The 23,486-nt window shown below is 70.4% G+C and carries 26 protein-coding genes and 1 pseudogene; 13 read left to right on the top strand and 14 right to left on the bottom strand.

Translation table 11 applies throughout. The features are described from left to right. A pseudogene (locus tag ACWEOW_RS19745) lies at positions 1-99 on the top strand (carbohydrate ABC transporter permease); the annotation flags it as partial. Positions 100-137: 38 nt separating this feature from the next. Here ACWEOW_RS19745 and ACWEOW_RS19750 read toward each other — a convergent pair. Next, the gene (locus ACWEOW_RS19750) at positions 138-992 is read right to left on the bottom strand and encodes an ABC transporter permease (RefSeq protein ID WP_452270948.1); all 855 of its coding nucleotides are present in this window, start codon (positions 990-992) and stop codon (positions 138-140) included. After that, positions 989-2,029 (bottom strand): ATP-binding cassette domain-containing protein, encoded by a 1,041-nt coding sequence (locus tag ACWEOW_RS19755; RefSeq protein WP_452270949.1) that lies wholly within the window; start codon positions 2,027-2,029, stop codon positions 989-991. Before ACWEOW_RS19755 ends, ACWEOW_RS19750 begins: the two co-directional genes overlap by 4 nt. Positions 2,030-2,214: 185 nt before the next feature. On the opposite strand from ACWEOW_RS19755, the gene ACWEOW_RS19760 reads away from it, so the two are divergent. Further along, positions 2,215-2,619 carry a helix-turn-helix domain-containing protein gene (locus tag ACWEOW_RS19760; RefSeq protein WP_452270950.1) on the top strand — a complete coding sequence of 135 codons (405 nt, stop codon included), beginning with the start codon at positions 2,215-2,217 and terminating at the stop codon, positions 2,617-2,619. Positions 2,620-2,630: 11 nt separating this feature from the next. Here ACWEOW_RS19760 and ACWEOW_RS19765 read toward each other — a convergent pair whose 3' ends face one another. The 3 genes from ACWEOW_RS19765 to ACWEOW_RS19775 all read right to left on the bottom strand — a co-directional run bounded on the left by ACWEOW_RS19765 (position 2,631) and on the right by ACWEOW_RS19775 (position 4,831). Further along, a complete protein-coding gene (locus ACWEOW_RS19765; protein WP_452270951.1) occupies positions 2,631-3,494 on the bottom strand; it encodes an alpha-1,2-fucosyltransferase in 864 nt (287 codons plus the stop codon). 102 nt (positions 3,495-3,596) lie between these two features. Next, complete coding sequence (locus ACWEOW_RS19770) at positions 3,597-4,226, bottom strand: ATP-dependent Clp protease proteolytic subunit (protein ID WP_452270952.1); 630 nt, start codon at positions 4,224-4,226, stop codon at positions 3,597-3,599. Continuing rightward, a complete protein-coding gene (locus ACWEOW_RS19775) occupies positions 4,223-4,831 on the bottom strand; it encodes an ATP-dependent Clp protease proteolytic subunit (protein WP_452270953.1) in 609 nt (202 codons plus the stop codon). The genes ACWEOW_RS19770 and ACWEOW_RS19775 overlap by 4 nt, the downstream gene beginning before the upstream one ends. A gap of 141 nt (positions 4,832-4,972) precedes the next feature. Here ACWEOW_RS19775 and ACWEOW_RS19780 point away from each other — a divergent pair, with 141 nt between their 5' ends. After that, positions 4,973-5,521 (top strand): DinB family protein, encoded by a 549-nt coding sequence (locus ACWEOW_RS19780; RefSeq protein WP_452271053.1) that lies wholly within the window; start codon positions 4,973-4,975, stop codon positions 5,519-5,521. Positions 5,522-5,545: 24 nt separating this feature from the next. On the opposite strand, the gene ACWEOW_RS19785 is transcribed toward ACWEOW_RS19780, so the two are convergent. Next, a complete protein-coding gene (locus ACWEOW_RS19785) occupies positions 5,546-5,995 on the bottom strand; it encodes a DinB family protein (protein WP_452270954.1) in 450 nt (149 codons plus the stop codon). Between the two features lie 166 nt (positions 5,996-6,161). Between ACWEOW_RS19785 and ACWEOW_RS19790 the strand changes: the two genes are divergently transcribed. The 3 genes from ACWEOW_RS19790 (at position 6,162) to ACWEOW_RS19800 (ending at position 8,788) form a co-directional block, all read left to right on the top strand. Then, a complete protein-coding gene (locus ACWEOW_RS19790) occupies positions 6,162-7,808 on the top strand; it encodes an FAD-binding dehydrogenase (RefSeq protein WP_452270955.1) in 1,647 nt (548 codons plus the stop codon). Positions 7,809-7,970: 162 nt separating this feature from the next. Beyond that, entirely contained in the window at positions 7,971-8,588 is a 618-nt protein-coding gene (locus ACWEOW_RS19795) for a hypothetical protein (RefSeq protein ID WP_452270956.1), read from the top strand. Beyond that, positions 8,585-8,788 carry a DUF6186 family protein gene (locus ACWEOW_RS19800; RefSeq protein ID WP_452270957.1) on the top strand — a complete coding sequence of 68 codons (204 nt, stop codon included), beginning with the start codon at positions 8,585-8,587 and terminating at the stop codon, positions 8,786-8,788. Before ACWEOW_RS19795 ends, ACWEOW_RS19800 begins: the two co-directional genes overlap by 4 nt. Positions 8,789-8,791: 3 nt before the next feature. On the opposite strand, the gene ACWEOW_RS19805 is transcribed toward ACWEOW_RS19800, so the two are convergent. From ACWEOW_RS19805 to ACWEOW_RS19820, 4 genes are all read right to left on the bottom strand, one after another. Next, positions 8,792-9,868 carry a DNA polymerase IV gene (locus ACWEOW_RS19805; protein ID WP_452270958.1) on the bottom strand — a complete coding sequence of 359 codons (1,077 nt, stop codon included), beginning with the start codon at positions 9,866-9,868 and terminating at the stop codon, positions 8,792-8,794. Positions 9,869-10,707: 839 nt separating this feature from the next. Beyond that, positions 10,708-11,085, bottom strand: coding sequence for a hypothetical protein (locus ACWEOW_RS19810; RefSeq protein WP_452270959.1), 378 nt, complete (start codon positions 11,083-11,085; stop codon positions 10,708-10,710). Between the two features lie 41 nt (positions 11,086-11,126). Then, a complete protein-coding gene (locus ACWEOW_RS19815; protein WP_452270960.1) occupies positions 11,127-13,274 on the bottom strand; it encodes a penicillin acylase family protein in 2,148 nt (715 codons plus the stop codon). 3 nt (positions 13,275-13,277) lie between these two features. After that, entirely contained in the window at positions 13,278-13,727 is a 450-nt protein-coding gene (locus tag ACWEOW_RS19820) for a hypothetical protein (RefSeq protein WP_452270961.1), read from the bottom strand. Between the two features lie 153 nt (positions 13,728-13,880). On the opposite strand from ACWEOW_RS19820, the gene ACWEOW_RS19825 reads away from it, so the two are divergent. The 5 genes from ACWEOW_RS19825 (at position 13,881) to ACWEOW_RS19845 (ending at position 17,554) form a co-directional block, all read left to right on the top strand. Beyond that, a complete protein-coding gene (locus ACWEOW_RS19825; RefSeq protein WP_452270962.1) occupies positions 13,881-14,276 on the top strand; it encodes a DUF2237 family protein in 396 nt (131 codons plus the stop codon). Positions 14,277-14,451: 175 nt separating this feature from the next. Next, on the top strand, positions 14,452-15,402 hold the full coding sequence (locus tag ACWEOW_RS19830; RefSeq protein ID WP_452270963.1) for an NADP-dependent oxidoreductase: 951 nt from the start codon (positions 14,452-14,454) through the stop codon (positions 15,400-15,402). A gap of 51 nt (positions 15,403-15,453) precedes the next feature. Beyond that, complete coding sequence (locus ACWEOW_RS19835; protein WP_452270964.1) at positions 15,454-15,978, top strand: hypothetical protein; 525 nt, start codon at positions 15,454-15,456, stop codon at positions 15,976-15,978. Next, on the top strand, positions 15,975-16,814 hold the full coding sequence (locus ACWEOW_RS19840) for a pentapeptide repeat-containing protein (RefSeq protein WP_452270965.1): 840 nt from the start codon (positions 15,975-15,977) through the stop codon (positions 16,812-16,814). The genes ACWEOW_RS19835 and ACWEOW_RS19840 overlap by 4 nt, the downstream gene beginning before the upstream one ends. Before the next feature lie 119 nt (positions 16,815-16,933). Then, positions 16,934-17,554 (top strand): hypothetical protein, encoded by a 621-nt coding sequence (locus ACWEOW_RS19845; RefSeq protein WP_452270966.1) that lies wholly within the window; start codon positions 16,934-16,936, stop codon positions 17,552-17,554. A gap of 138 nt (positions 17,555-17,692) precedes the next feature. Here ACWEOW_RS19845 and ACWEOW_RS19850 read toward each other — a convergent pair whose 3' ends face one another. The 3 genes from ACWEOW_RS19850 to ACWEOW_RS19860 are packed head-to-tail and all read right to left on the bottom strand — an operon-like array spanning position 17,693 to position 19,625. Next, on the bottom strand, positions 17,693-18,325 hold the full coding sequence (locus ACWEOW_RS19850) for a cation diffusion facilitator family transporter (protein WP_452270967.1): 633 nt from the start codon (positions 18,323-18,325) through the stop codon (positions 17,693-17,695). After that, positions 18,322-19,230, bottom strand: coding sequence for a cation diffusion facilitator family transporter (locus ACWEOW_RS19855; protein ID WP_452270968.1), 909 nt, complete (start codon positions 19,228-19,230; stop codon positions 18,322-18,324). The genes ACWEOW_RS19850 and ACWEOW_RS19855 overlap by 4 nt, the downstream gene beginning before the upstream one ends. Continuing rightward, positions 19,227-19,625 carry an ArsR/SmtB family transcription factor gene (locus ACWEOW_RS19860; protein ID WP_452270969.1) on the bottom strand — a complete coding sequence of 133 codons (399 nt, stop codon included), beginning with the start codon at positions 19,623-19,625 and terminating at the stop codon, positions 19,227-19,229. The genes ACWEOW_RS19855 and ACWEOW_RS19860 overlap by 4 nt, the downstream gene beginning before the upstream one ends. A gap of 96 nt (positions 19,626-19,721) precedes the next feature. On the opposite strand from ACWEOW_RS19860, the gene ACWEOW_RS19865 reads away from it, so the two are divergent. Continuing rightward, the gene (locus tag ACWEOW_RS19865) at positions 19,722-20,690 is read left to right on the top strand and encodes a DUF389 domain-containing protein (protein WP_452270970.1); all 969 of its coding nucleotides are present in this window, start codon (positions 19,722-19,724) and stop codon (positions 20,688-20,690) included. Positions 20,691-20,783: 93 nt separating this feature from the next. Next, on the top strand, positions 20,784-21,968 hold the full coding sequence (locus ACWEOW_RS19870) for an MFS transporter (protein WP_452270971.1): 1,185 nt from the start codon (positions 20,784-20,786) through the stop codon (positions 21,966-21,968). Here ACWEOW_RS19870 and pdxR read toward each other — a convergent pair. Next, entirely contained in the window at positions 21,946-23,475 is a 1,530-nt protein-coding gene (gene pdxR / locus ACWEOW_RS19875) for a MocR-like pyridoxine biosynthesis transcription factor PdxR (protein ID WP_452270972.1), read from the bottom strand. The two genes, ACWEOW_RS19870 and pdxR, sit on opposite strands and share 23 nt — an antisense overlap. Positions 23,476-23,486: the final 11 nt, after the last annotated feature.

The following is a 23,486-nucleotide window of genomic DNA, read 5'->3' on the forward strand; positions in this document are numbered from 1 at the left end:
ATGGCCGGCGTCCTACTCGCCTCCCTACCCACCCTGGCCGTCTACATCATCCTCGGCCGCTACTTCATCGGCGGCCTCATGTCCGGCTCCGTCAAATAGCTGTGCTGGTTGGCGCCTCGCTTCGAGGCGCCAAAAGCTCAGTCGGTCGTGCGCTTGTTGAACGCCCGGATCGACAGCGGTGCCAGCACCACCGTCAGGGCCACCGACCAGATCAGCGTCGACGCGACGGGATAGTGCAGCGGTAGCGCGGAGTCAGGCGGCAGCGGGGTGGTGTTGCCCCACAGCTCACGCATCGCACGCACGAGCGAGGAGATCGGGTTCCACTCGGCGATGGTGCGCAGCCAGGCAGGGCTCATGTTCGCCGCGGGTGCGAACGTGTCGGCCAGGAACGTCAGAGGGAAGATCACCGTGAACATGACGCCCTGGACGGCCTCCGCCGTCTTCAGACGTGACCCGGCGAGGATCCCGATCCAGATCATCGCGAAGCCGAACAGCAGCAGCAGCGCGAACCCGAGCACACCCTTGGCGAAGTCGGTGTTGATCCGCCACCCGATGAACAGGCCGGTGATCGCCATGACGACGACGCCGATGCTCGAGTGGATGAGGCTCGAGATGCTCCGCCCGACCAGGACCGAGGACCGCGAGATCGGCAGCGACCTGAAGCGGTCGATGACGCCCTTGTTGAGGTCGTTGGTCAGGCCGATGGCCACGACGAAGCACGAGAACGTCATCGTCTGCGCCATGATGCCGGGCAGCAGCCACTCGCGGTAGTTGACGCCGGCGTTGATCGACCCGCCGAAGACATACGCGAACAGCACCACGAACATGATCGGCTGGAACGTGACATCGGCGAGCATCTCCGGCATCCGCCGGATGTGCTTGACGTTGCGCCAGACGTGGGTGCGCACCTGCTTCCACATGCCCGGCGGCTCGATGGTGGGGCGCGCCGCGGTCGCAGTCGCGAGGTCGCTGCGAACGGTGGTGCCGCTCATCGCGTCTCTCCCTTCGTCTCGGACGCGGTGTCGTCCTCGACCGCCTCCTCGGCGCGACGGCCGGTGAGGTGCAAGAACACATCGTCGAGCGTCGGGCGCTTGAGGCCGAGGTCGTCCAGGACGATCTCAGAGCCGTCGAACACGCCGGCGATCCGCGTCATGTCGGCCAGCCCCTCCGCGGGGGCCGTGAGCTGACGGGCTGCCACGTCGACATGGACCTCGCGCGCGTGGGTCGCGAGCAGGGCCCGGGCTGCCTCGAGCTGATCGGCGTGGGAGACCGTGACGACGAGGCTCGCCTTGCCGGACTGGTCCTTCAGCTCGAGCGGGGTCCCCTGGGCGATGATCCGGCCGTGGTCCATCACGACGATCCGGTCGGCGAGCTGGTCGGCCTCCTCGAGGTACTGCGTCGTGAGCAGGAGGGTCGTGCCGTCGGCGACGAGCTCACGCAGCACCTCCCACAGCTCGGAACGGCTGCGCGGGTCGAGACCGGTCGTCGGCTCGTCGAGGAACAGCACGTGCGGGGCGGCGATGAGGCTGACTGCCAGGTCGAGCCGCCGGCGCATACCGCCGGAGTACTCCTTGACGACCTTGTCGCCGGCATCCGAGAGCGAGAACCGCTCGAGCAGCTCGCCGGAGAGGCCGGCGATCTCCTTCTTGCCGAGGCCGTAGAGCGACCCCATGAGGTAGATGTTCTCCCGGCCCGTCAGGAACTCGTCGACCGTCGCAGCCTGCCCGGTCAGCCCCATGCTGCGGCGAACAGCGTCGGGGTCGGTCAGGACGTCGTGGCCGGCGACTCGTGCGGTGCCGCTCGTCGGGTTGCTCAGGGTGGTCATCATCCGGACGGTTGTCGTCTTGCCGGCGCCGTTGGGACCGAGCAGGCCGAGGACCGAGCCTTGCGGGACCGCGAAGCTGACGTCGTCCACGGCCGTCATGTCCTCGAACTTCTTCGCCAGGTGGTCGGCCTCGATGGCGGGGCCGGTGAAGCTCTCTCGTGCGGGGCGCGCCGATCTGGCTATGGCGCTGCTGGACAAACTCATGTGAGTGCTCCCAAAGGTTGGAGGGTGGAACCACGGTAGATCCCACCCCTGACAAGCCTAGGCGCGGTGTGCACGCCGTCAACATCAATACCGGCCACCCGTTTCGCTCACCGCGTAGCCGCGCGTGCGGCCGACCCGTGCACGCCGTGACACAGTGGAAAGACCCGACCCGAACGGAGGCCACGATGGCCGCGTCACCAGCTCGCATCGTCCGGCGGTCTCCCTTGCTCCGCGAGGTGTACGGCCTCCTCCTGCGGCGTCGGCGCCTCGCAGCGGGACGCACCCTTGCTGACGTCGCCGCCGAGGCCGGCGTCTCGATGGCCTACCTTTCCGAGGTCGAGCGCGGGCTCAAGGAGCCCTCGTCAGAAGTGCTCGCCGCGATCTGCATCGCGCTGGACTCGAGCGTCGTGCATCTCGTCGGCGCCGCCCACCGTGAGCTGCGGGAGCTCGCTGACTCCGTCGCTGGTGAGGGCCAGGTGCTCGACCTCGCGTCACGGCGCACCGAGCAGCACGAGCGCCTCCAGCAGGTCGAGCAGCCGGCGCGGCCCGAGCGCATCGCCGACCTGGGCCCCGTGATGCTCGCTGCCTGACCCGTCCAGCCTCACGCGTCCCATCCTCCGGGGAGGTTTCTGACCACGGTCCACCGTGGGTCGAGCTGGTAGGCCGCGCCCCCGTGCGACTGCCGACTGTGGAACCACGGTGCGATGACGTCAGCGTGGCTCGCTCCCACGCCGTCGAGGACATGGAGACGGTTGCTCAGGTAGGCGCCCCAGTAGGAGAACGACGAGTTGGCGAGGACGAGCCGGGGCGATGCGGCGATCATCGCGAGCTGGTCGGCGACGGTCGACGCGTCAGGAGCTGTCCTCACGGGCGCGATCTCCTCGAGCCAGCCGAGCTTGGCGCGACACCAGCCGAGGTCGTCGGACACGAGCAGGATGCTGCGGACCGGTGCCTGGTCGTTCGCCCGACCAACCGCGAGGCGGAGGTACTCGACCACGTCGAACGAGTAGAACCCGCGGAATCTCGGGTCGCTGTAGTAGTCACCACGTCGGACGTTCACGGTCAGGTCGCCCTTGCCCCGATGCCGGGCCGCGAGGCGCCGGAAGGGAGCGCCGTCCGGAAGAAGCACCTCGTCGATGAACCGCTCCAGGTCGTCGACGGAGTAGTCGAGTCCCAGCTCCTGGAAGAACTGCCCGTAGCTGCGCGGGTTGAGCACCGAGAACTCGCCGTCTCGCGTGACGAGGGACTCGAAGGCCCAGGGGAACCACTGCATCCACGCCGCCATCACCTCCGTCCACCGGACGACGACCGCCTCGCCACGCGCCTGACGCGCGTGGGCCTGCAGCCAGAAGTAGAGGATGTTGCCGATGCCGACGTCGTGAGGGGGCCACAGCACCAACGGGTCCCGTCGTCGAACGATGGACAGCGCCGCTGCCTTGGCCGCGGCACCGAATGGTCGGCGCACCACCATCCACTCCCTCCGCCCGCGCGTTCATGCCCGAGCCATGCTCGCTCCTGGGCAACGAGTCGTGGCCCGTCTGGAAGACGCACGGCCGGACCAGAAGTGTCACCCCGACCAGGCGGGGGCAGTGGCGAGCTCCGCCTCGGACGCACGCTCGATGACCTGGTCGACGATCCCGAAGCCGACAGCCTGCTCCGCTGTCAGCACCTTGTCCCGGTCGGTGTCGAGGCGCAGCTGGTCGACGGTTCGGCCCGTGTGCTTGCTCAGCACGTCCTCGACCTGGGAGCGGACGCGCAGCAGCTCATCGGCCTGCAACGCCAGGTCCGAGACGGTTCCCTGACCCCCGCCGGTGGCGGGCTGGTGCAGCAGCACGCGTGAGTGCTTCAGCGCGAACCTGCGCCCCGGCTCTCCGGCCGCGAGCAGCACCGCGGCCGCCGAGGCTGCCTGCCCGAGGCAGTAGGTCGCGACCGGGGTCGGCACGAACTGCATGGTGTCGTAGATCGCCATGAGAGCGGTGAAGGACCCGCCGGGACTGTTGATGTAGAGGGATGTCTCACGGTCGGCCCCGACGTCCGCGAGGTGGAGCAGCTGGGCCATCACGACGTTGGCGACGCCGTCGTCGATCTCGGTGCCCAGGAAGATGATTCGCTCCTGGAGCAGGCGGCTGTAGATGTCGAAGCTGCGCTCACCCGCCGGCGTCCGCTCGATGACGTAAGGGATCGTGTAGCTGCTCATCGCAGGCCCACCTTCCGCTCGACGCCCGCCGGGCGGACGTCCGCAAGCGAGGTGACGACGTGGTCGACGATCCCGTATGCCGCAGCCTCCTCCGCGCTGAACCACCGGTCGCGCTCGCTGTCCTTCGTGATCTGCTCGACGCTCTGGCCGGTGTGGTCGGCCTGGAGCTCGTTGACCCGACGCTTGATGGCCTTGAGGTTGTTGGCCTGTACCTCGACGTCTGCCGCGGTGCCCTGGATGCCCGCGGATGGCTGGTGCATCATGATCCGCGCGTTGGGCAGCGCGAAACGCTTGCCGGGCGTTCCTGCACCGAGCAGGAACTGGCCCATCGAGGCCGCGAATCCCAGTGCGAGAGTTGACACGTCGTTCGGGATGACCCGCATCGTGTCGTAGATCGCGAGACCAGCGGTGACCGAGCCACCCGGGCTGTTGATGTAGAGGCTGATGTCGGCGCGCGGGTCGCGAGCGGACAGCAGCAACAGCTGCGCGGTGATCCGGTTCGCGATCGGGTCGTCGACCTCGGCCCCCAGGACGATGATCCGCTGGTGGAGCAGCTGCATCGACAGCTGGTCGTCCAACGGGGCTGGAGCGAGAGTTTCCGTCATGCACCCAGCCTGCGCGACGGCATACCCAGGTTGGTATGCCGCTCTGCCCCAGGCAGATTCGCCGCAGGCGAAGCGAGCCCAAACGGATCTGGCAGGCAAATGCTGTGGCGCGACTCTCGATGGTGCACCACGATGGTCGCCATGGCCGGCAAGAAGTACCCCGACATGTGGGTGGACCCCGAAGACGACCCCCGCAGCCAGGAGGCGGTGCTCGGCGACGAGAGGGAGACCCTTGTCGACTACCTGCGCAGCTACCGCCTCACACTCGAGATGAAGTGTTCCGGCCTCGACGCCGAGCAGCTGGCCATGCGCTCGGTACCGCCGTCGACGCTGTCGCTGCTCGGGCTGGTCCGGCACATGGCTGCCGTCGAGCGGAACTGGTTCCGGCGGACGATGGCCGGTGAGGACATCCCCCGGCTCTATCGCCGGCCGGACGACCGCGACGCCGACTTCAACGGTGCCGTCGGCGACGATGCGGTCGTCGCCGAGGCCTGGCAGCGGTGGCGCGAGGAGGTGGCCAACGCCGAGGCGTTCGTGGAGCAAGCGGACTCGCTCGACCTCGTCAGCAAAGACCCGAACACCCGGATCAACCTGCGCGAGGTCCTCGTCCACATGATCGAGGAGTACGCACGGCACTGTGGACACGCCGACCTGCTGCGCGAGTGCATCGACGGCGCCACAGGGCAGTAGCACCAACCCATTCCGCGGACCCGCTCAGCGGCCGGTCCGCCCGTCGATCTGCTCGCGGATGATGTCGGCATGTCCGGTGTGACGCGAGATCTCCCCGAGGACGCTCAGGATCGCCCACCGAAGGTTGTGGGTCTTGCCGTTTCGGGTGACCGGCGCATTCGGGTCGCCGACCGCGGCGATGATCGCGTTGCTCGCCTCGCAGGCGTCGCGGTAGTCGGTCCGCAGCTGGGTGAGCGTGACCGCGGGGTCCACCTCCATCGAGCGCAGGCCTCGGTGCGCCGTGCCCCCGGCCACGACCTCCTCGAACCACAGCGACTCGACGAAGGTCAGGTGCTGCAGCAGCCCGGCCAGGTTCGTGCCGGTAGGCACAGTGCTCCGACGCGCGTCCGACTCCGAAAGCCCCGACAGCTTCTTGACGACCCCCGCGCGCATCGCATCCAGCGCCGCCTGCAGCTGCTCCAGCTCGGTGGCCATGCCGACAGCGTAGGCGCACGCAACGGCATACGGGCTGCGGTAGGTTCGGCCCGAGGTCGTGCGCTGTGGGGCCGGCGCTCTGCGCCGGACGCCGGCTGCACAGCCTCGCGAGCGGCACCGGCAACGACGCACCATGTTGCCGGACCTGAACTTGGGGAAGGGACCGATGGAAGCCGACGTCGTCGTCGTGGGAGCCGGCCTGGCCGGCCTCGTCGCCACCGCTGAGCTTGCGGATGCCGGCAAGCGGGTGATCCTGCTCGACCAGGAGGGCGAGCAGTCGTGTGGCGGACAAGCGTTCTGGAGCTTCGGCGGACTGTTCCTCGTCGACAGCCCCGAGCAGCGACGGATGGGCATCAGGGACAGCATCGAGCTCGCGACTCAGGACTGGATGGGGTCTGCTCAGTTCGACCGGGACGAGGACTTCTGGCCGCGCAAGTGGGCGGAGGCCTACCTGCACTTCGCTGCCGGGGAGAAGCGCGCCTGGCTGCACGAGCAGGGACACCGCCTGTTCCCGGTCGTCGGCTGGGCCGAGCGCGGCGACGGCCGCGCCGACGGTCACGGCAACTCGGTCCCCCGGTTCCACATCACGTGGGGCACCGGTCCGGGGATCGTCGAGCCGTTCGACCGCCGGGTCCGGGCGGGGGTCGCGGCGGGTCGGGTGACGCTTGCCTTCCGGCACCGGGTCGACGAGCTCGTCGTCACGGCGGGCACGGTGACCGGCGTCCGTGGAAAGGTGCTCGCGCCCGACTCGTCCGGACGCGGAAAAGCCACGAACCGCACCGAGATCGGCGACTTCGAGATCGCCGCGCAGGCGGTCGTCGTGACGAGCGGCGGCATCGGTGGCAACCACGACCTCGTCCGGCGCAGCTGGCCGTCGCGCCTCGGCACCCCGCCCGCGCGCATGGTCTCGGGCGTGCCGGCGCACGTCGATGGGCGGATGCTCGGAATCACGGAGACGGCGGGCGGCCACATCATCAACCCGGACCGGATGTGGCACTACACCGAAGGCCTGCAGAACTGGGACCCGGTCTGGGAGAACCACGGCATCCGGATCCTTCCGGGCCCGTCCTCGCTGTGGCTCGACGCGCGCGGGCGGCGTTTCCCCGCCCCCTACTTCCCGGGTTTCGACACGCTCGGCACCCTCCGGCACATCATGGGCACCGGCTACGACTACTCATGGTTCGTGCTGACCCAGAAGATCATCGAGAAGGAGTTCGCGCTCTCCGGCTCGGAGCAGAACCCGGATCTCACCGGCAAGGACATCAAGCAGGTGCTGGGGCGGGTGAAGAAGGGCGCGCCGGGACCGGTGGAGGCGTTCAAGCGACACGGTGCGGACTTCGTCGTGGCCGACACTCTCGACGAGCTCGTGCGTGGGATGAACGAGCTGACCGGCGACGAGCTCATCGACGGCGCCGAGCTGCGCCGGACGATCGTGGCACGGGACAACGAGATCGACAACGACTTCACCAAGGACGCGCAGATCACCGCTGTGCGCGGCGCGCGAAACTACCGCGGCGACAAGCTGATCCGGGTCGCGACACCGCACAAGCTCCTCGACCGCAAGGCGGGTCCGCTCATTGCGGTGCGTCTGAACATCCTCACCCGAAAGACCCTCGGCGGCCTGGAGACCGACCTTGCCGGACGCGTGCTCCGCGTCGGCGGTGAGCCCCTGGCGGGGGTGTATGCCGCAGGTGAGGTGAGCGGGTTCGGTGGCGGTGGGATGCATGGCTACAACGCGCTCGAGGGGTCGTTCCTCGGCGGCTGTATCTTCAGCGGCCGGACCGCCGGCCGGTCCGTCGCCGCCGCCCTGTGACCGTCGCCAGTCACGGAAGCGGCATCCACCAGCTCCGCCCGATGGAGTAGCCGGACTGTGCCAGCCGGTCGAGGTTCGTCGCCCTTCTGTGCGCAAAACCCCGGGTATGCCGCTGGGCCGTCTTCCCCCGGGGAGGATCCCTCTCGCGCGATGATGGGGGGCATGGATCTGGCCGTGCGGCTCGCTCGCACGCTTGTCCGCGAGCCGGCAGTACCGGTGCTGGCGCTGGCCGGCATCGTGCAGGTGGTCCGGGCCTATCCCGTCGACATCATGCTGTTCGTCGGCAGTCTCGTCCTTGCGGTCGTGCTGAGGCTGCGACCCGGCGGCGACCGCCTCATCGACAGCACGCCGGCGCCCGCGACGCGCGGAGTGATCCTGGCCGCGTCGGGGGTCGCGGCGGCATACGGCCTGGGTGTCTCCTTCGTGCCGCAGACGACCTGGTGGCTGGACGCGTGCCTCGCCGTCCCGGGCGTCGTGGCGGTGGGCGTGCTCGTCGGCGCGGGCCGCAGGCCGCGGAGCCCGGTCGCCCCGCCGGAGCCGGCGACGCCCCCGCGCTGGTGGGCGTGGCCCCTGCTCGGGGTCAGCGTGGCTCTCGTCGAGCTGTTCTCCTTCATGGAGCAGCCGGACGCGCGCACCGACAGTATCGACCATCCGACCCTCTCCACCGTGGTCGAGCCCGCCCTGTCGAGCCAGGCGCTGCGCGGACTCGCGCTCGGGCTGTGGCTTCTCATCGGCTGGTGGCTCGTGCGTCGCATCCGCGCGTGGGGCGAGCGCTCGTGACGGCGCGCCTCGCGACGCTCGGGATCTACGTCGCCCTGCTGCTCGCGACCGTCGTCATGGTCGTCGTCTCCCGAGTGCGGCCGGCCGCGCTGCCGCGGCTGGGTCAGGTGGTGACGTGGGCGATGCGTCGACGGACCACGCAGGTCGGCCTGCTGCTGGCCTGGTGGTGGTTGGGCTGGCACTTCGTGACGCTCCGGTGACGCTCAGAGCCGCCCGCGGATCGGGGTGCGCTCGACCGGATCGCCCTCCTCGGGCATGACCATCTCGGCCCGCACCCCGAGGAGGCGGACCTCGCGGTCCGGGTCGAGCGTGCGGGCGAGTGCCAGAGCCGCCTCGACCACATCGGCCCGATCGGTCGTGGGTGCCTTGAGCTTCTTGCCCTTGGTCTGGGTGAAGAACGGTGCGTAGCGGACCTTGAGCGTGACCCGGAAGACCGGCCGGCCCTCACGCACGGTGTCGTCGAACACCTGCGAGGCGAGCACCCGCACGGCATCCTCGACCTCGGCCGGTGTCGTGAGGTTCTGCTGGTAGGTCGTCTCGCGGCTGTGGCCGCGGGCGATCCACGGAGTGTCGTCGACCACTGCGGAGCCGAGGCCGCGACCGAGCTGGTGGTACCAGACACCCATCCGGGGGCCGAACTCCCCGACCAGGACGGCCTCGTCGGCGGCGGCGAGCTGCCGGACGGTCTCTATGTCGTGGTCGGCAAGGCGCTTGCTCACCTTGGACCCGACGCCCCACAGCTCGATCGTCTGCCGGTCGCCCATCACCTCGAACCAGTTGTCCCGGGTCAGCCGGAACATGCCTCGGGGCTTGCCGAAGCCCGTCGCGATCTTGGCGCGCACCTTGTTGTCGCCGATACCGACCGAGCAGTGCAGCTCGGTCGCCTCGAGCACCGCCGCCTGGGCACGACGTGCGAACGCCTCGGGGTCGTCGGTCTCGACACCGAGGAACGCCTCGTCCCAGCCGAGCACCTCGACGACGACCCCCAGGCCGCGCAGGGTGTCCATCACCCGCTCGGACGCCTCGGTGTAGGCGGGCGCGTCGACCGGAAGGATCACGGCGTCGGGCACCTTGCGGGCCGCGAGCCGCAAAGCCATGCCTGAGCCGACTCCGAACTTGCGCGCCTCATAGCTCGCCGTGGACACGACGGCCCGCTCGGTCGGGTCGCCCCTCCCACCGACGATAACGGGCCGGCCGGCCAGCTCGGGACGTCGCAGGACCTCGACCGCCGCGATGAACTGGTCGAGGTCGACGTGGAGCACCCAGTGCCCTGCGCTCATGCAGTCATTGTGCCGGTGAGGTCCGACGCCGCAGCGGGCTCGCCTCCCGCGCTTACAACTCGCGCTCGTCCGTGAGCTGACGTACACGCGGCTCGTCTCCAGTGCCCACGACGACTCCCGTGAGCAGAAGCACGGCGCCGAGCACGGCCGCCCACCGGCTTCCGGGCGCGGCCAGCAGGCCACCCCCCTCGGTCGAGTGGGCGGTCCGTCCCACCAGCCTCACGATCCGTGAGTGACCAGAGTGACCAGAGTGACCGGGCGCCCACTCGACCTTGGAGGTACGGGGCCGGGTTCAGCGGCGGTGGCCAGTGTCCCGAGTCGAGTGGGCGCTCCGTCCCACCAGCCTCACGATCCCGAGCGTGGCCCGAGTGACCAGAGTGACCGGGCGCCCACTCGACCAGGAGATACGGGGCCGGTTCACGCGGCGCGGGCCAGTGTCCCGGGTCGAGTGGGCCCTCCGTCCCACCAGCCTCACGATCCGTGAGTGACCCGAGTGACCAGAGTAACCGGGCGCCCACTCGACCAGGGAGATACGGGGCCGGGTTCAGCGGCGGTGGCCAGTGTCCCGGGTCGAGTGGGCGCTCCGTCCCACCAGCCTCACGATCAGTGAGTGACCAGAGTGACCGGGCGCCCACTCGACCAGGGAGATACGGGGCCGGGTTCAGCGGCGGTGGCCAGTGCCCTGCGTCGAGTGGGCGCTCCGTCCCACCAGCCTCACGATCCGTGAGTGACCAGAGTGACCAGAGTGACCGGGCGCCCACTCGACTAGGAGACACGGGGCCGGGTTCAGCGGCGGTGGCCAGTGTCCTCGGTCGAGTGGGCGCTCCGTCCCAGACCCGTCAGGGCTGTCGGTGGCCTCGACGGAAGGTGTAGGCGTCGTCACCCTCGTCGACCAGCTCCAGGTCGACGTCGTCCTGCGCCGTCTCGGTGGACCGGCTGGCCGGGTCGTACGCCGACCAGTCGGGGATGCGCGCCCCGCGGTCGATCCTGGGCTGGCGACGGGCCGCCTCGTCCTGCTCGCTCGCGGCGACCATGATGCCGCGGTAGAGCATCAGCGCCGCGAGGATCGTCGCAGCCCATGCGCCGACGGTGATCGCCATGCCGGTGTGGGCGCCTCCGACGTCCGTGCGCAGCACATGCAGACCTGCGGCTGCGACCCCAACCACCGCGCCGCCGACAAACCAGATGATCGTGACGCGCGTCACCGAACTGCCCACGGGGTCACTGTGTCACACGGAAACAGACACTGCGCACCGCGTCACCTGACCGGGTACAGGCGGCCCGCGAGCCACGCCGATGTCTGGTCCGCGAAGTGCGGGTCACGGGCGTCACCACTGGCCCCGAACGGGACGACCCAGCGGCTGGCGTCGCGGTCGGCAAGGTCCCAGACGTACCGGGCGACCGGCCCGCCGTAGCAGCGCTCGGTGACCCCGGGGGCGCTCGCCGCGGCGAGCACGCAGCCCTTGTCTCCCGGGACGGCGTCCTGTGCCACGCTCGGCGCACCGCCGATGCCGTCGAGCGAGTGCAACGGGTCGAGCCAGTGACGGTCTCCCCACACCGTGACCGAGTCACCCTGTGCCGCAACGCGTTCGAGCGCCTCGCGCACACCTGCAGGGACGTCGATGCCGATGCTCCCGGCGCCACGCGCGAGCGAGTGCCACCCGGTGCCGAGCTGGCCGACGACGTTGGTCCAGGGCGAGAAGATCCGGGAGTGTCCTTGTGGCTCATGCAGACCGGCGAGCTGCGGCTGCTCCGCGAACCACCGGACGAAGGCCGTGCGCCAGGCCGCGAACACCGCGGCTCCCCTGCTGCGTGTGTCGCTGTGCAGGTCCCATGCGAGCAGCTCGTCACGAACCGCGGCTGCCGGACCGGTGACATCAGCGGCGGTCACGAGCTCGCGCATCAGGGCTGCCTGTCCGTTCATTGTGTCGACGTGGATCGCCCGGCAGTCGTCGACCGTGAGCCTCTCGCCGCCGTCGACCAGCTCGCGGATCCGGTTGGCGCGGAACGGAGTTGCGTACTCGACCCCGAGACCGCCGCCGCTCGCCCTGTCGTTGGCGCTGACCATGAGGTCGGTCACCGCAGTGACCGGACCGGGCGTGTACCCGCGCCACACGTGGCGCGGGTCCCAGGCCGGGAGGGGCAGCACCTTGCCGGCATCGTCGCGGTCGGGGACCTTGCCGACGACCATGTGCCGCATCGCACCCGAGCTGTCGGCCACGAGCGCGCTGTTGACCGGCTCGACCCACTGCGCCAGCGCAGCCTGGACGTCGTCGACCGAGCGGGCGCGCAGGAGCGGGAGAAGCGCCGAGAAGCCGAGGTCGTGCTCGGCCTGCGTCGGAGTGCGGAGGCTGTATGCCGGCGGGTGGCCCTGCACGTCCGGCACACCTTGGGCGCCTGGCACACCTTGGATGCCCGGCACACCGTCGGCCGCGGCAGCCTCCGCGCGGGCCAGCTCGCCCTCCAGGCCGGCGATGATCGGCCCCCTCGACGTGACGACGACGGGCACCGACACGTCCCCCTCGCCTCGCACCCTGACCAGCTCGACATCGTGGTCGACGTGCTCCCAGCCCTCGATGCCGCGCGCCTGGAACCCAGCGGCACCGGCACCAGCCACGCGCAGGCTCTCCAGGGTGAGGTCCTGGTAGTCGGCCATCGCGTTCGTGATGCCCCAGGCCACCTCCCCGGCGTGAGCGAAGTGCTGGACGCCCGGCACGCCCGGAAACGTGAACCCCACCACGTCGAACTCCGGACACGCGAGGCCCACCTGCTGGTAGCAGCCCGGCAGCTCGATGGTGCGGTGCGGGTCGCCGGCGATGAGGGGCAGGCCACTCGCGGTCCGGTGCCCGCCGATCACCCAGGCGTTGCTGCCGGACTGGTCGACACCCTCCGCGTGGATCAGCGGGAGTAGATGCTCGCCGACACGCGCCGCGACGTGCGCGTTGAAGAGCTTCGAGGGGAAGGTGCCGAAGAGCAGGTGGATCCCCCAGAAGATCCCGAGCGGAGTCCACGGCTCCCACGGGCGCGGCTGTGCGGCATACGAGCTCAGCCCGAGCAGCTCGACCTCGGGTACGCCCGCCAAGCCCTCCGGCATACCGTCGTTGACGCCGTCGACGTATGCCGCAAGCCACTCGCGTGTCTCGGCGTCGAGGCGCTCGTAGCAGCGCCGCACGGTCGGCTCGAGCCGCACCTGGCGGGCGAAACGGTCCCAGTCGAGGCCGTCGACACCGACGTACTCCGCCGTGCGTCCCTCCATCCGCCACCGGTGGTGCTCGATCTGCCACGCCCGGTCGAGCGCGGTCACCCGGCCCTGGAGGCGAGCCAGGTCCATGACGTCACCAGCGCGCAGGTGGGGGATGCCCATCGCGTCGCGCACCACCGAGGGCGCCTGCTGCGGGTCGCTCACTCGTCAGTCGTCCTTCCGCGAGAACCTGGCCTCGATCTCACGGAAGAACGCGTTGGACAGCCGGCTGTACTGCTGGAGCGTGAGGGTGATCGGGTCGCCGACCTTGAGGCCGAGCACCGTGCGGGTCGGGTCGAGCGGGAGCTGGGGGTCGGCGACGAGCGTGCCGCCGTTCTCCATGAGCGAGCGGGCGTAGACGCGGACCTCGTTGAGCGCATTGCCGTCCTTGCCCTCGACCCCACGGAGCCGGTGCACGAAGTACCCCTCGAGCACGAGCAGCATGTTGTTGAAGTACTCGTACTCGAGCGACTCCAAGGCACCCTCGAGGATGGAGACGTCGGCGTCACCGTGGTCGCGCGCAGCCTGCGCGACCTCGTGGAACATCGCGACCTGGGTCTCCACGCGCGAGCGGCAGGCGTCGATGTAGTCCTGTTCGTACTCCCTCATCCCCAGCATGGGGTCAGCCTAACGAGCGCGCCTACGCCCGGGGGCGGGCCACGCAGCATCGCGGTGACCCGTCGGCAGACCCTTGGGTCGGCGCCGTGACAGGGCAGGTTCGAGCCCCCTCGCGCCACCCGCCCGTCAGGGCGCACGGCTAACGTGGCACCCATGGTTCGTGGGGAACGCAACGTGCTCGGAGGCGCCCTCGAACCCTGTGGAACCGACCCGATGACCGGCTTCTACCGCGACAGCTTCTGCACGACCGGCCCCGAGGACCGCGGGAGCCACACGATCTGCGTCATCGCGACGCCCGAGTTCCTCGCACACCAGCGCAGTGTCGGCAACGACCTCGTCACCCCGCGACCGGAGTGGCGCTTTCCCGGCCTCGAGCCGGGCGACCGGTGGTGTGTCGTCGCGAGCCGATGGCTCGAGGCGCAGCAGGCCGGTGCCGCCGCGCCGGTGTTCCTCGCCGCGACCCACGAGCGAGCGCTCGAGGTCGTGCCCCTGCAGCTGCTCCAGTCGTATGCCGCCGACATCCCTGACGACCCCAGCTCGCTTCTGTAGCGCCCGAGACACAAACGCCGTCGGCTTCGCTTTTGGGACGTCCCGGACTTATCGGAAACGGCGAACAGCCTTGTGCCGCAACGCGTAGCGTCAAATACGGCTCAGTCGGGGGGCGCCTGGGGACGACCCCTGGCCGAGACTTCATCGTGGGCACCGCCGACCTCAGGAGTCACGCATGCGCGCTCTCGTCCTCAACGAGTTCAACACCACCCCGACGGTCCAGGAGATCGAGGTCCCGGAGCCCGGCGAGGGCGAGGTCCGGGTCCGGATCCAGGCCGCCGCGCTCAACGGGTTCGACGTCGCCGTGATCGCCGGCTACATGACGGGCTATTTCGAGCACCGGTTCCCACTGGTCCTCGGCAAGGACTTCGCCGGCACCGTCGACGCCGTGGGGCCCGGCGTGACCGAGTTCGCGGAGGGCGACCGCGTCTTCGGCGTCGTGACGAAGCAGTACCTCGGCGACGGGTCCTTCGCCGACTACGTGACCGTGCCGACGTCGGTGGGGATCGCCAGGCTGCCCGACACCGTCGACTTTCTCCACGGCGCCGCGCTCGGGCTCGCGGGGGCCGCCGCGCTGGCCTGCCTCGAGGCGGCCGACCCCGGGCCCGGCCGCACCATCCTCGTGACCGGCGCGACGGGCGGTGTGGGCAACCAGGTCGTGCAGCTCGCCGCGCGGGCAGGTGCCCACGTCATCGCCACCGGCTGCAGCGACGCGGAGTGCCGCCTGGTCGAGGGGCTGGGCGCCACCGAGGTCGTCGACTACGGCCAGGACGTGCCGGCGGCGGTGCTCGCCAAGCACCCCGACGGGGTCGACGTCGTCGTCCACCTCGCCGGCGATCCCGGTGCCCTCGTTCAGGTTCTGCGCGACGGGGGCACGCTCGTGTCGACGATGGTCTTCTCGACCGAGGGGTTCCCGAAGGAGCCCGACGTCTTCGTGCCCATCGCGGCCAACCCGACGCCCGAGCTGCTGGGACGCCTGGCCGAGCACGAGGCGAGCCGCATGTCGGTCGTGACGATCCAGCAGGCCTACTCCCTCACCGACACCGCGTCGGCCTTCAGCGACTTCACCGCCGGCACGCTGGGCAAGCTCGTCGTCGACCTCAGCCGAGAGGCCCCCGCAGACTGACTCGCAGACTTGTCGCAGACTGATGTGACCGGAGCCGACGAGACTGGCGCCATGACTTCCGATGAGACGGCCCCGGATCGGGACCTCGAGGGGCCGCCGTCCGCAGATCCACATGTGCTCGCCGCCGGCATGGCTCCGACCCCGTTCACGGCCGCCCAGATCAGGTCCGGCTGTCCTGAGGGCAGGACGATCACCCTGCTCGTCGAGCCCGCGGTCGGGCCCCCGTGGCGGCGGGTCAACCGGTTCGTCGACACGGACGAGAAGGGCGCAACCCTGCAGCGGTGGCGGCTGGGGCCCGACGGGAACCCGGAGGGAGGAACGGACTCGTCCCGGCTGACCTGGCTCCAGCTCCAGGAGCACGCGTCATATCCGGCCGACTCCGTCACCATCACCCCGGACACGGTGGACCTCCCGATGGGCACCTTCGAAGCACTGCGGTACACCGTCGAGGACGGTGACGGCGTCACCACCTTGTGGTTCGCACCGGCGTTTCCCGGTATGCCGGTCCGCTACGAGTCCCAGGCAGACAGTGCCGGCGTCGACCGCACGACCATGATCGGCAACGACCTGCCGTGACCGACTCCCCGCATGCCATCCCCGCCCTGGAGGCAGACTGCGCGCGCTGCTTCGGCCTGTGCTGCGTCGCCCTGCCCTTCGCACGGTCGGCCGACTTCCCCGTCGACAAGGCCGGAGGCGCCCCCTGCCACAACCTGCTCGGCGACTTCCGCTGCCACATCCACGACAACCTCGACGCGGAAGGCTGGAGGGGGTGCATCACCTACGACTGCCACGGCGCCGGCCAGCAGGTGTCGCAGGTGACCTTCGGTGGCGTCTCGTGGCGGGACCTGCCGGCATCGGCTGCGCAGATGTATGCCGTCCTGTCCGTCATGCGCGCCGTGCACGAGAGCCTGCGGTTCGTCCTCGAGGCGCTCTCGCTCGAGCCCGGCCGGGACACCGCGAGTCGGCTGTCAGCAGTCCGTGACGAGCTCGCCGACCTCACCGCAGCGGCCGCAGACGACCTCGTCGGGCTCGACGTCCAGGCGCTGCGAGCCCAGGTGGGTCCTCTGCTCGCGGCGGCAAGCGCATCGGCACGCGGGCGCGCGCGCCGGCGACACGGCATACGGGGCTTGGACCGCGCCGGCCGGGCCGCGGTCTCCACCCTCGCCGACACCGAGCTGGCTGGGGCCGACCTGGCCGGCGCCGACCTCGCGGGAGCACGCCTGCCGGGACGTGACCTGAGGACGGCCGACCTGCGCAGCGCCCTGCTGATCGCCGCGGACCTGCGTGGGTCCGACCTCCGGTGGGCCGACCTGCTCGGCGCGGATCTGCGCGACGCGGACCTGCGGGGCGCCCGGCTCGAAGGGGCGCTCTTCGTGACCCCGGCCCAGCTGGCGAGCGCACGGACGGTCTGAGCCGGCTGTCAGGAAGGGTGGCTACGGTCGTTTGGGGCATTTCCTTTCCACGGACGGTGGCGAGACCGCACAATCAAGCCGTCCACGTCGTCCTGCCTCGAAGTCGATCGGAGCCGATCGTGCGCACGGTGCCAGCCATCGCGACCGCCATCGCGGCCGCCCTGGTCCTCGGCGCCTGCTCGACGGGCAACCCCGAGGTCGAGCTCAGCCAGGCCGCTGCCGGCACGACGCCCCCGACGGCGACGGTCACGGTCACCGAGGAGCACACGCACACGGTCACGGCGACGACGACGGTCGTCACGACGGCCACGGTGGTGGCTACGCCGACCGTGACCGTCACAGCCCTCCCTCGCCCGGCCATCACGACGTCTCCGGTCTTCAACCACGCCGCCGCGCTCGTCGACTACAACAATCTCGTCGCCGACATCCGACGGCTGGACGCGATGTCACTGTCCGGCAACCCGGCGGCGGTGGAGTTCGACGTGCTCGCCAAGCACTTCGGGTCGCTGGGGGCCAACGGCGCGCCGCCAGGACTCGATCCACCCAGCTACTACGCCCGCCTCAAGTCGCTCGAGCTGTTCGCCGACGCCGCATCCGAGGAGTCCGACGCGAGCTCACCGCAGGCCGCCAGCCGATACGCGGTGATCAGGCAGGAGACCGGGGTGTTCCTGTCGCTCGTCAACGGCGCGTTGCGGACCACGTTCGTCCTGCCGCCACATCCCGTCGCCACGACGCCGTAGCCCGCAACACACCGAGCAGCCGCAAACCTTGACGGTTATTTCCGGCCGGAGCTTGCGACTGCTCGGTGTGTTGCCAGGCGTCGGGGCCCGGCGTCGTGGGCGGTCGGCACGGGGTATGCCGTTGGGCGGGCGTGCGGGTCAGCAGCAGGCGTCCCCGCGCCAGTTCTCCCGGCCCTCCCGCACGGCGACCGCGGCGATGACGAGCGCGGCGATCGGGTCGAGCCACCACCAGCCGACCAGGGTGTTGGCCAGCAGCCCGACGAGCAGCACCGCCGACAGGTAGGTGCACAGCAGGGTCTGGGTGCTGTCGGCGACGACCGCGCCCGACCCCAGCTCGCGCCCGGTGCGACGTTGCGCGAGCGACAGCACAGGCATGACCACCAGCGAGAGCGCGGCGAGCACGATTCCCACGAGGGAGGAGCCGGGCACGTCGCCGCCGGCCAGAGCGCGGACCGCCTCGAAGCCGATCCACGCAGCGAGAGCGAAGAAGGATGCGGCGATGAGACGGCGCGCGAGCCGTTCCCGCTCCTCCGGCATCGGATGCCCGAACTGCCACAGGATCACCAGGCCGCTCGCCACCTCGACAGCCGAGTCGAGGCCGAAACCGATGAGTGCGGTCGAGTCGGCGACCCGACCCGATGTGATCGCGACGGCCGCCTCGCCGACGTTGTAGACCACGGAGGCGCCGGCGAGCAGACGGGCGCGGCGGATCAGGGTGCTCCGTCGTGATGGGGTCAGGAGCGAGAACACCGGCAGCTCCGGCGCGGTCACCAGTCGGCTCCCTGGCACTGAGCGCTGCCGGCGACCTCGACCTGGAGCGTCGCGTGGGCGATGTGGAACCGATCGCGAAGCATGGCGCTCGCTCCGCCCAGGACCGCTGCGCCCGAGGCGGACCCGTCCGTCACGAGGTGTGCGGTGGCCACGTCCATGCCTGACGTGAGCGTCCAGACATGCAGGTCGTGCACCTGCTTGACGCCCTCGACCTGGCACAGGGCGACGAGCATCTCCGTCGGCTCGATGCCGGCCGGCGCGTGCTGCCCGAGGACGGCTACCACCTCGCGGCCCAGCATGACCGCCCGCACGGCGACGAAGACGGCGATCGCGAGGGCGATGCCGGTGTCCCACGCGGCGTTGCCGGTCGAGCCCACGAGCAGGGCGGCGACGATGACGCCGACCGACCCGACGGTGTCGGCCACGACCTCGAGGTAGGCGCCCTTGACGTTGAGGCTCTCACGCGCGCCCCCTCGCAGCAGGAACAGGGCGACGACGTTGACGACCAGGCCCAGGATGCCGACGACGAGCATGGTCCCCGAGGCGACGGCGGGGGACGAGCCGACGCGACCCAGAGCCTCGATGACGATGTAGACCGCCACGCCGACCATGAGGAGCACGGCAAGGCCCGAGGCGAACACCTCCGCGCGATAGGACCCGAACGTGCGCCGTCCGGTGGTGTCGGCGCGGGTCGCGATGCGCGTGGCGACCAGCGCCGCACCGAGGGTGACCACGTCAGCCGCCATGTGCCCGGCGTCGGAGATGAGCGCCAGCGACCCGCTGGCCAGGCCGGTCGTCAGCTCGACGACGAAGAACACGGCGATCAGCGCGAAGGCGACCGCAAGACGCCATCGGTGGCGGCCGCCGGCGTGCTCGGCGACGCCCGAATGGGAGTGTCCACTCACTGGACCACCTCGATGCCCGAGGTGCGCTCGTCGTGCGCGATGTGCTCGCGCGTGACGTCGAGCAGCAGCCGCACGTGTGCGTCGGACAGGCGGTAGTAGACGTTGCGGCCCTCGCGACGCCCGGTGACGACGGCGGACGCGCGCAGCATCCGGAGCGACTGCGAGACGGTCGTCTCGGTGGTGCCGGTCGCGGCGGCCAGGTCGCAGACGCACAGCTCGCCGACCTCGAGCAAGGCATAGAGCAAGCGCGCTCGGGTGGGATCCCCCAGGAGCTTGAAGACGCTGGTGACGCGTGCGAGCTCTTCTGGGTCGGGTGAGCTCGACGTCGCGAGGGCCACCTTGTCAGGGTGGACGGTCTGGACTGCACACCCGTCCAGGTCGGTCACGGAAGCCATGGCCACATCATGTCATCTGAACATGTGTTCAGATGTCGGGCTGACACGCCGACTCCTTCCCGGTCGGCGGACCGTGCGACGCGGGAGACTGACCGCATGCTCAGACTCACCGTGACCACTCCGTCCGAGCTCACCGGTGAGGTCACCGACCTCCTGTCCGGCACCGAGGCGGTGAGCACCCTCTCGGTCCTGCGCGGGGTGGCCCTCCGTCCCGAGGGCGACGTCGTCATCGCCAACGTGGCGCGCGAAGGGGCCAACGTCGTCATCGACGAGCTCCGCCGGATCGGGGTCCACCAGAAAGGCACCATCGAGGTGGCGCCCGTGCCGACCTGGCTGTCCCGCAAGGGATTCGAGGCCGACGCGATGACCCCTGGCAGCAGCGCCGACGCCGTCGTGTGGCCCCAGATGGGGCAACGCTCGTACGAGGACAGCGAGCTCAACTGGATGTTCGTGAGCTTCATGTGTCTCGCGACCACGATCGCCTCGATCGCGATCATCGTCGACTCACAGATCCTCGTCATCGGAGCGATGGTGCTCGGACCCGAGTTCGGCGCGGTGGCGGCCCTGGGCGTCGCCCTCGTGCGGCGGCGCCCCCTGCTGTTCGGGCTCGCCGCGCGGGCGCTCATCCTCGGCTTCGCCATCGCGATCCTCGTGACCTCCCTGCTGGCCCTCGTCGCGAAAGCCATTGGCCTGGTCACCCTCGCCGATGTCAGCGGACCGCGCCCGGGCACCGACTTCATCTACTCGCCTGACACCTGGTCCTTCATCGTCGCGCTCCTCGCGGGCGCCGCCGGCGTCCTGTCCATCACGTCCGAGCGGGTCGGCGGGCTCAGCGGGGTGTTCATCTCGGTCACGACGATCCCGGCCGCCGGCAACGTCGCGCTCGGGCTGGCCTTCGCGGACTGGGCTGAGGTGCGGGGCAGCAGCCTGCAGCTGGTCATCAACCTCAGCGGCATGGCGCTTGCCGGATGGTTCACCCTCGCGGTCCAGCAGGCGGTCTGGTCGCGGGTGCCCGCGCCGCGGCCCCGCCTGATCCGGCGGCGTGGCTTCGACTCGGGGTCGTGACCCCGTCCTCGTCCTCGCACGCGAACGCCTGCACCCTGTGAACCTGCCACCGCGGCTTGACGCAGAGGCGCCTGGGCGTCATCGTGGCCACCCGTGACGCTCCAGACCGAGAGCCGCGCACTGCTGCGCGCCAGGCTCGCCGCCGGCTCTGCCTTCTTCGTGCAAGGCCTGCTCTTCATCTCGCTGACGACCCGGCTGCCCCGGATCAAGGAAACCTGGTCGCTCGACGACCTGGCGGTGAGCGGCCTGCTGCTCATGGTCGTGCTCCTCGCGGGCGTCGGGTCGGTCCTTGCCGAGGTGGTGGCCACCCGCTCGTCGAGCGCCATGGTCGTCCGCGTGGGACTGGGCCTGGCGACCGCCGGCTTCGCGGTTCTGCTGCTCGCGCCCTCGTTCGGCGTGTTCGTCGCCGGCCTCGCGGCATACGGTCTGGCACTCGGCCTCGTCGATGCGTCCTCGAACATGCAAGCGGTCACCGTCGAGCACCTCTACCGGCGGCCGATCCTGCCGTCGTTCCATGCCTTCTGGACCGCAGGCGGGATCCTCGGCACGCTGATCACGCTCGCGACCGCGCACGTCGAGCTCGGGGCGAAGCTGCTGCCGCTGCTCGTCTTCCCCGTCGCCGCCCTCTTCGCGCCGTTCGCGCGCAAGGACCGGCTCGCGGCGCCGCCTGCCAGCTTCGACGTGCCGTGGCGCCGGATCATGCTGCTCGGCATCGCGATGGTCCTGTTCTACATGGTCGACACAGCCGCGACGACCTGGGGGCCGGTCTACCTCGACGGCACCCTCGACGCGCCATCGAGCCTCGCGGCACTCGCCACGCTGCCCTATCTCGTATCGACCCTGTTCGCCCGTGCCATCGGCGACCGGCTCGTCGACCGACACGGCGCCGTCTGGCTGCTCCGGCTCAGCGGGGTCGTCGCGTCGGCCGCGCTGGCCGTCATCGTCTTCGCCCCGGGGTGGGTCGTGGCCGTCGTCGGCTTCACGGTGCTCGGCGGCGCCGTCGCCACGATCGCGCCGCTCAGCTTCTCGGCGGCAGGGGCCATCGCGGGCGGGGAGGACTTCGAGACGGGTCAGGACAAGGTCGACTCGGTCATCGCACGGTTCAACCAGTTCAACTACGTCGGGGCCCTGCTCGGTGCGGTACTGACCGGTGCGGTCGGCTCGGACAACCTGCGGCTCGGTTTCGCGGTGCCGATGGTTCTCATCCTCGGGATCATCCCGCTGGCCGCGCAGTTCTCGATCATCCGGCGCAGCGTCAACGCGACACCGCCTGCCTGAGCGCGTCTCTCACGATCTCCAGCGCGGGGCCGATCCGCTCGGCCTCGATGCCACCGACCCCGAACACCAGTCCGTGTCGTGCCGGCCGCTCGAGGTGCCGGATCGACAGGGGGTCGAGGAACACCCCTGCCGCGAGCGCGGCATCGGCGACGCGGACGTCGTCGACCTCCGGGTCGCGCAGGAGGGTGCAGATGTGCAGCCCGGCGGCGGATGGGATGACCTCGACGTGGTCCGAGAGCCGGTCCGACAGTCCGTCGAGCAGCGCCTCGCGCCGGCTGCGGTAGACCTTCGTCGCCCGCTTCACATGTGCGGCGTGGTGCCCCTCGGCGAGGAATGCCGCGAGCGCGCCCTGGGTGACCACATCGCCGTCCCAGACGGTGACCCGTTTCGCCTCCCGAAGGGCCGGGGTCAGGCTTGCGGGGGCGATGGCGTAGCCGACCCGCAGGGCCGGGATCAGCGACTTGGAGAAGGACCCGACGTAGACCACCCGGCCGTCCCGGTCGAGGCTCTGCAGCGGCTCGAGAGGCCGGTCGGCGAATCGGAACTCGCTGTCGTAGTCATCCTCGACGATGACCGCGCCATGACGAACGGCCCACTCCAGCAAGGCGATTCGCCTCGCTCTGGACATTGCCACACCGGTCGGGTGCTGGTGGGAGGGCGTGACATAGACGAGGCGGGTGGTCGCCGGGATCGCTTCGACCACGATGCCCTCGGCATCGACCGGGACGCCACGGACGCGGGCACGGTGCGTCTCGAACAGCCGGGCGGCGGCTGTGTATCCCGGGTCCTCGACCGCGACGACATCGCCGGGTTCGACCAGCACCCGCGCGATGAGGTCGAGCGCCTGCTGCGCGCCCGCGGTGGTCACGACGTCGGCAGGTGCGGCAACGACGGACCGGGACAGTCCGGCATACCTGGCGATCTCGGACTCCAGGGCCGAGGGGCCCAGGTCTTCGTAGGTCCCCGTCGAGATCCGCCCCCGTCGCAGCGCCCCCGACACGAGCCGCCGCCAGGTGGCGAGCGGGAAGAGCGAGTCGTCAGGCACGCCGACCGAGAAGTCGTATGCCGCGTCGCCCGGGGAGCGCGACGGTGCGGGGAGCTCTCGCCACAGAGTGGTGGGCGTCACGACGCCCGCCCGGGCGCGGCGGCCTCTGGCCTCGTCGGGACGTCTGACGTCGTCGCCGCCTCTGACCTCGCCCGGGCGCGTGGCATCGAGGCGCCGCGTCGCCTCGTCGCGCCGCCTCAGCTCGTCGCGCACGGGCGCGACGCACCCGGCGCACACGAACGTCCCGGCACCCGGTCGGCTCACGAGCAGGTCTTCGGCGAGGAGACGGTCGTATGCCGCCGTGACCGTCCCCCGGGCGACGCTGAGCCGGCCGGCGAGCTCGCGAGATGCTGGAAGACGGTCGCCTCCGGCCAGCCGGCCGTCGAGGATCGCGGTGCGCAGCTGTCCGTAGATCTGGGCCGTGAGGTCTCCGGACCCCGTGAGGGTGACGTGGAGGTCCATCGCCTCAGCCT

The organism is Monashia sp. NPDC004114 (genome assembly GCF_053603855.1).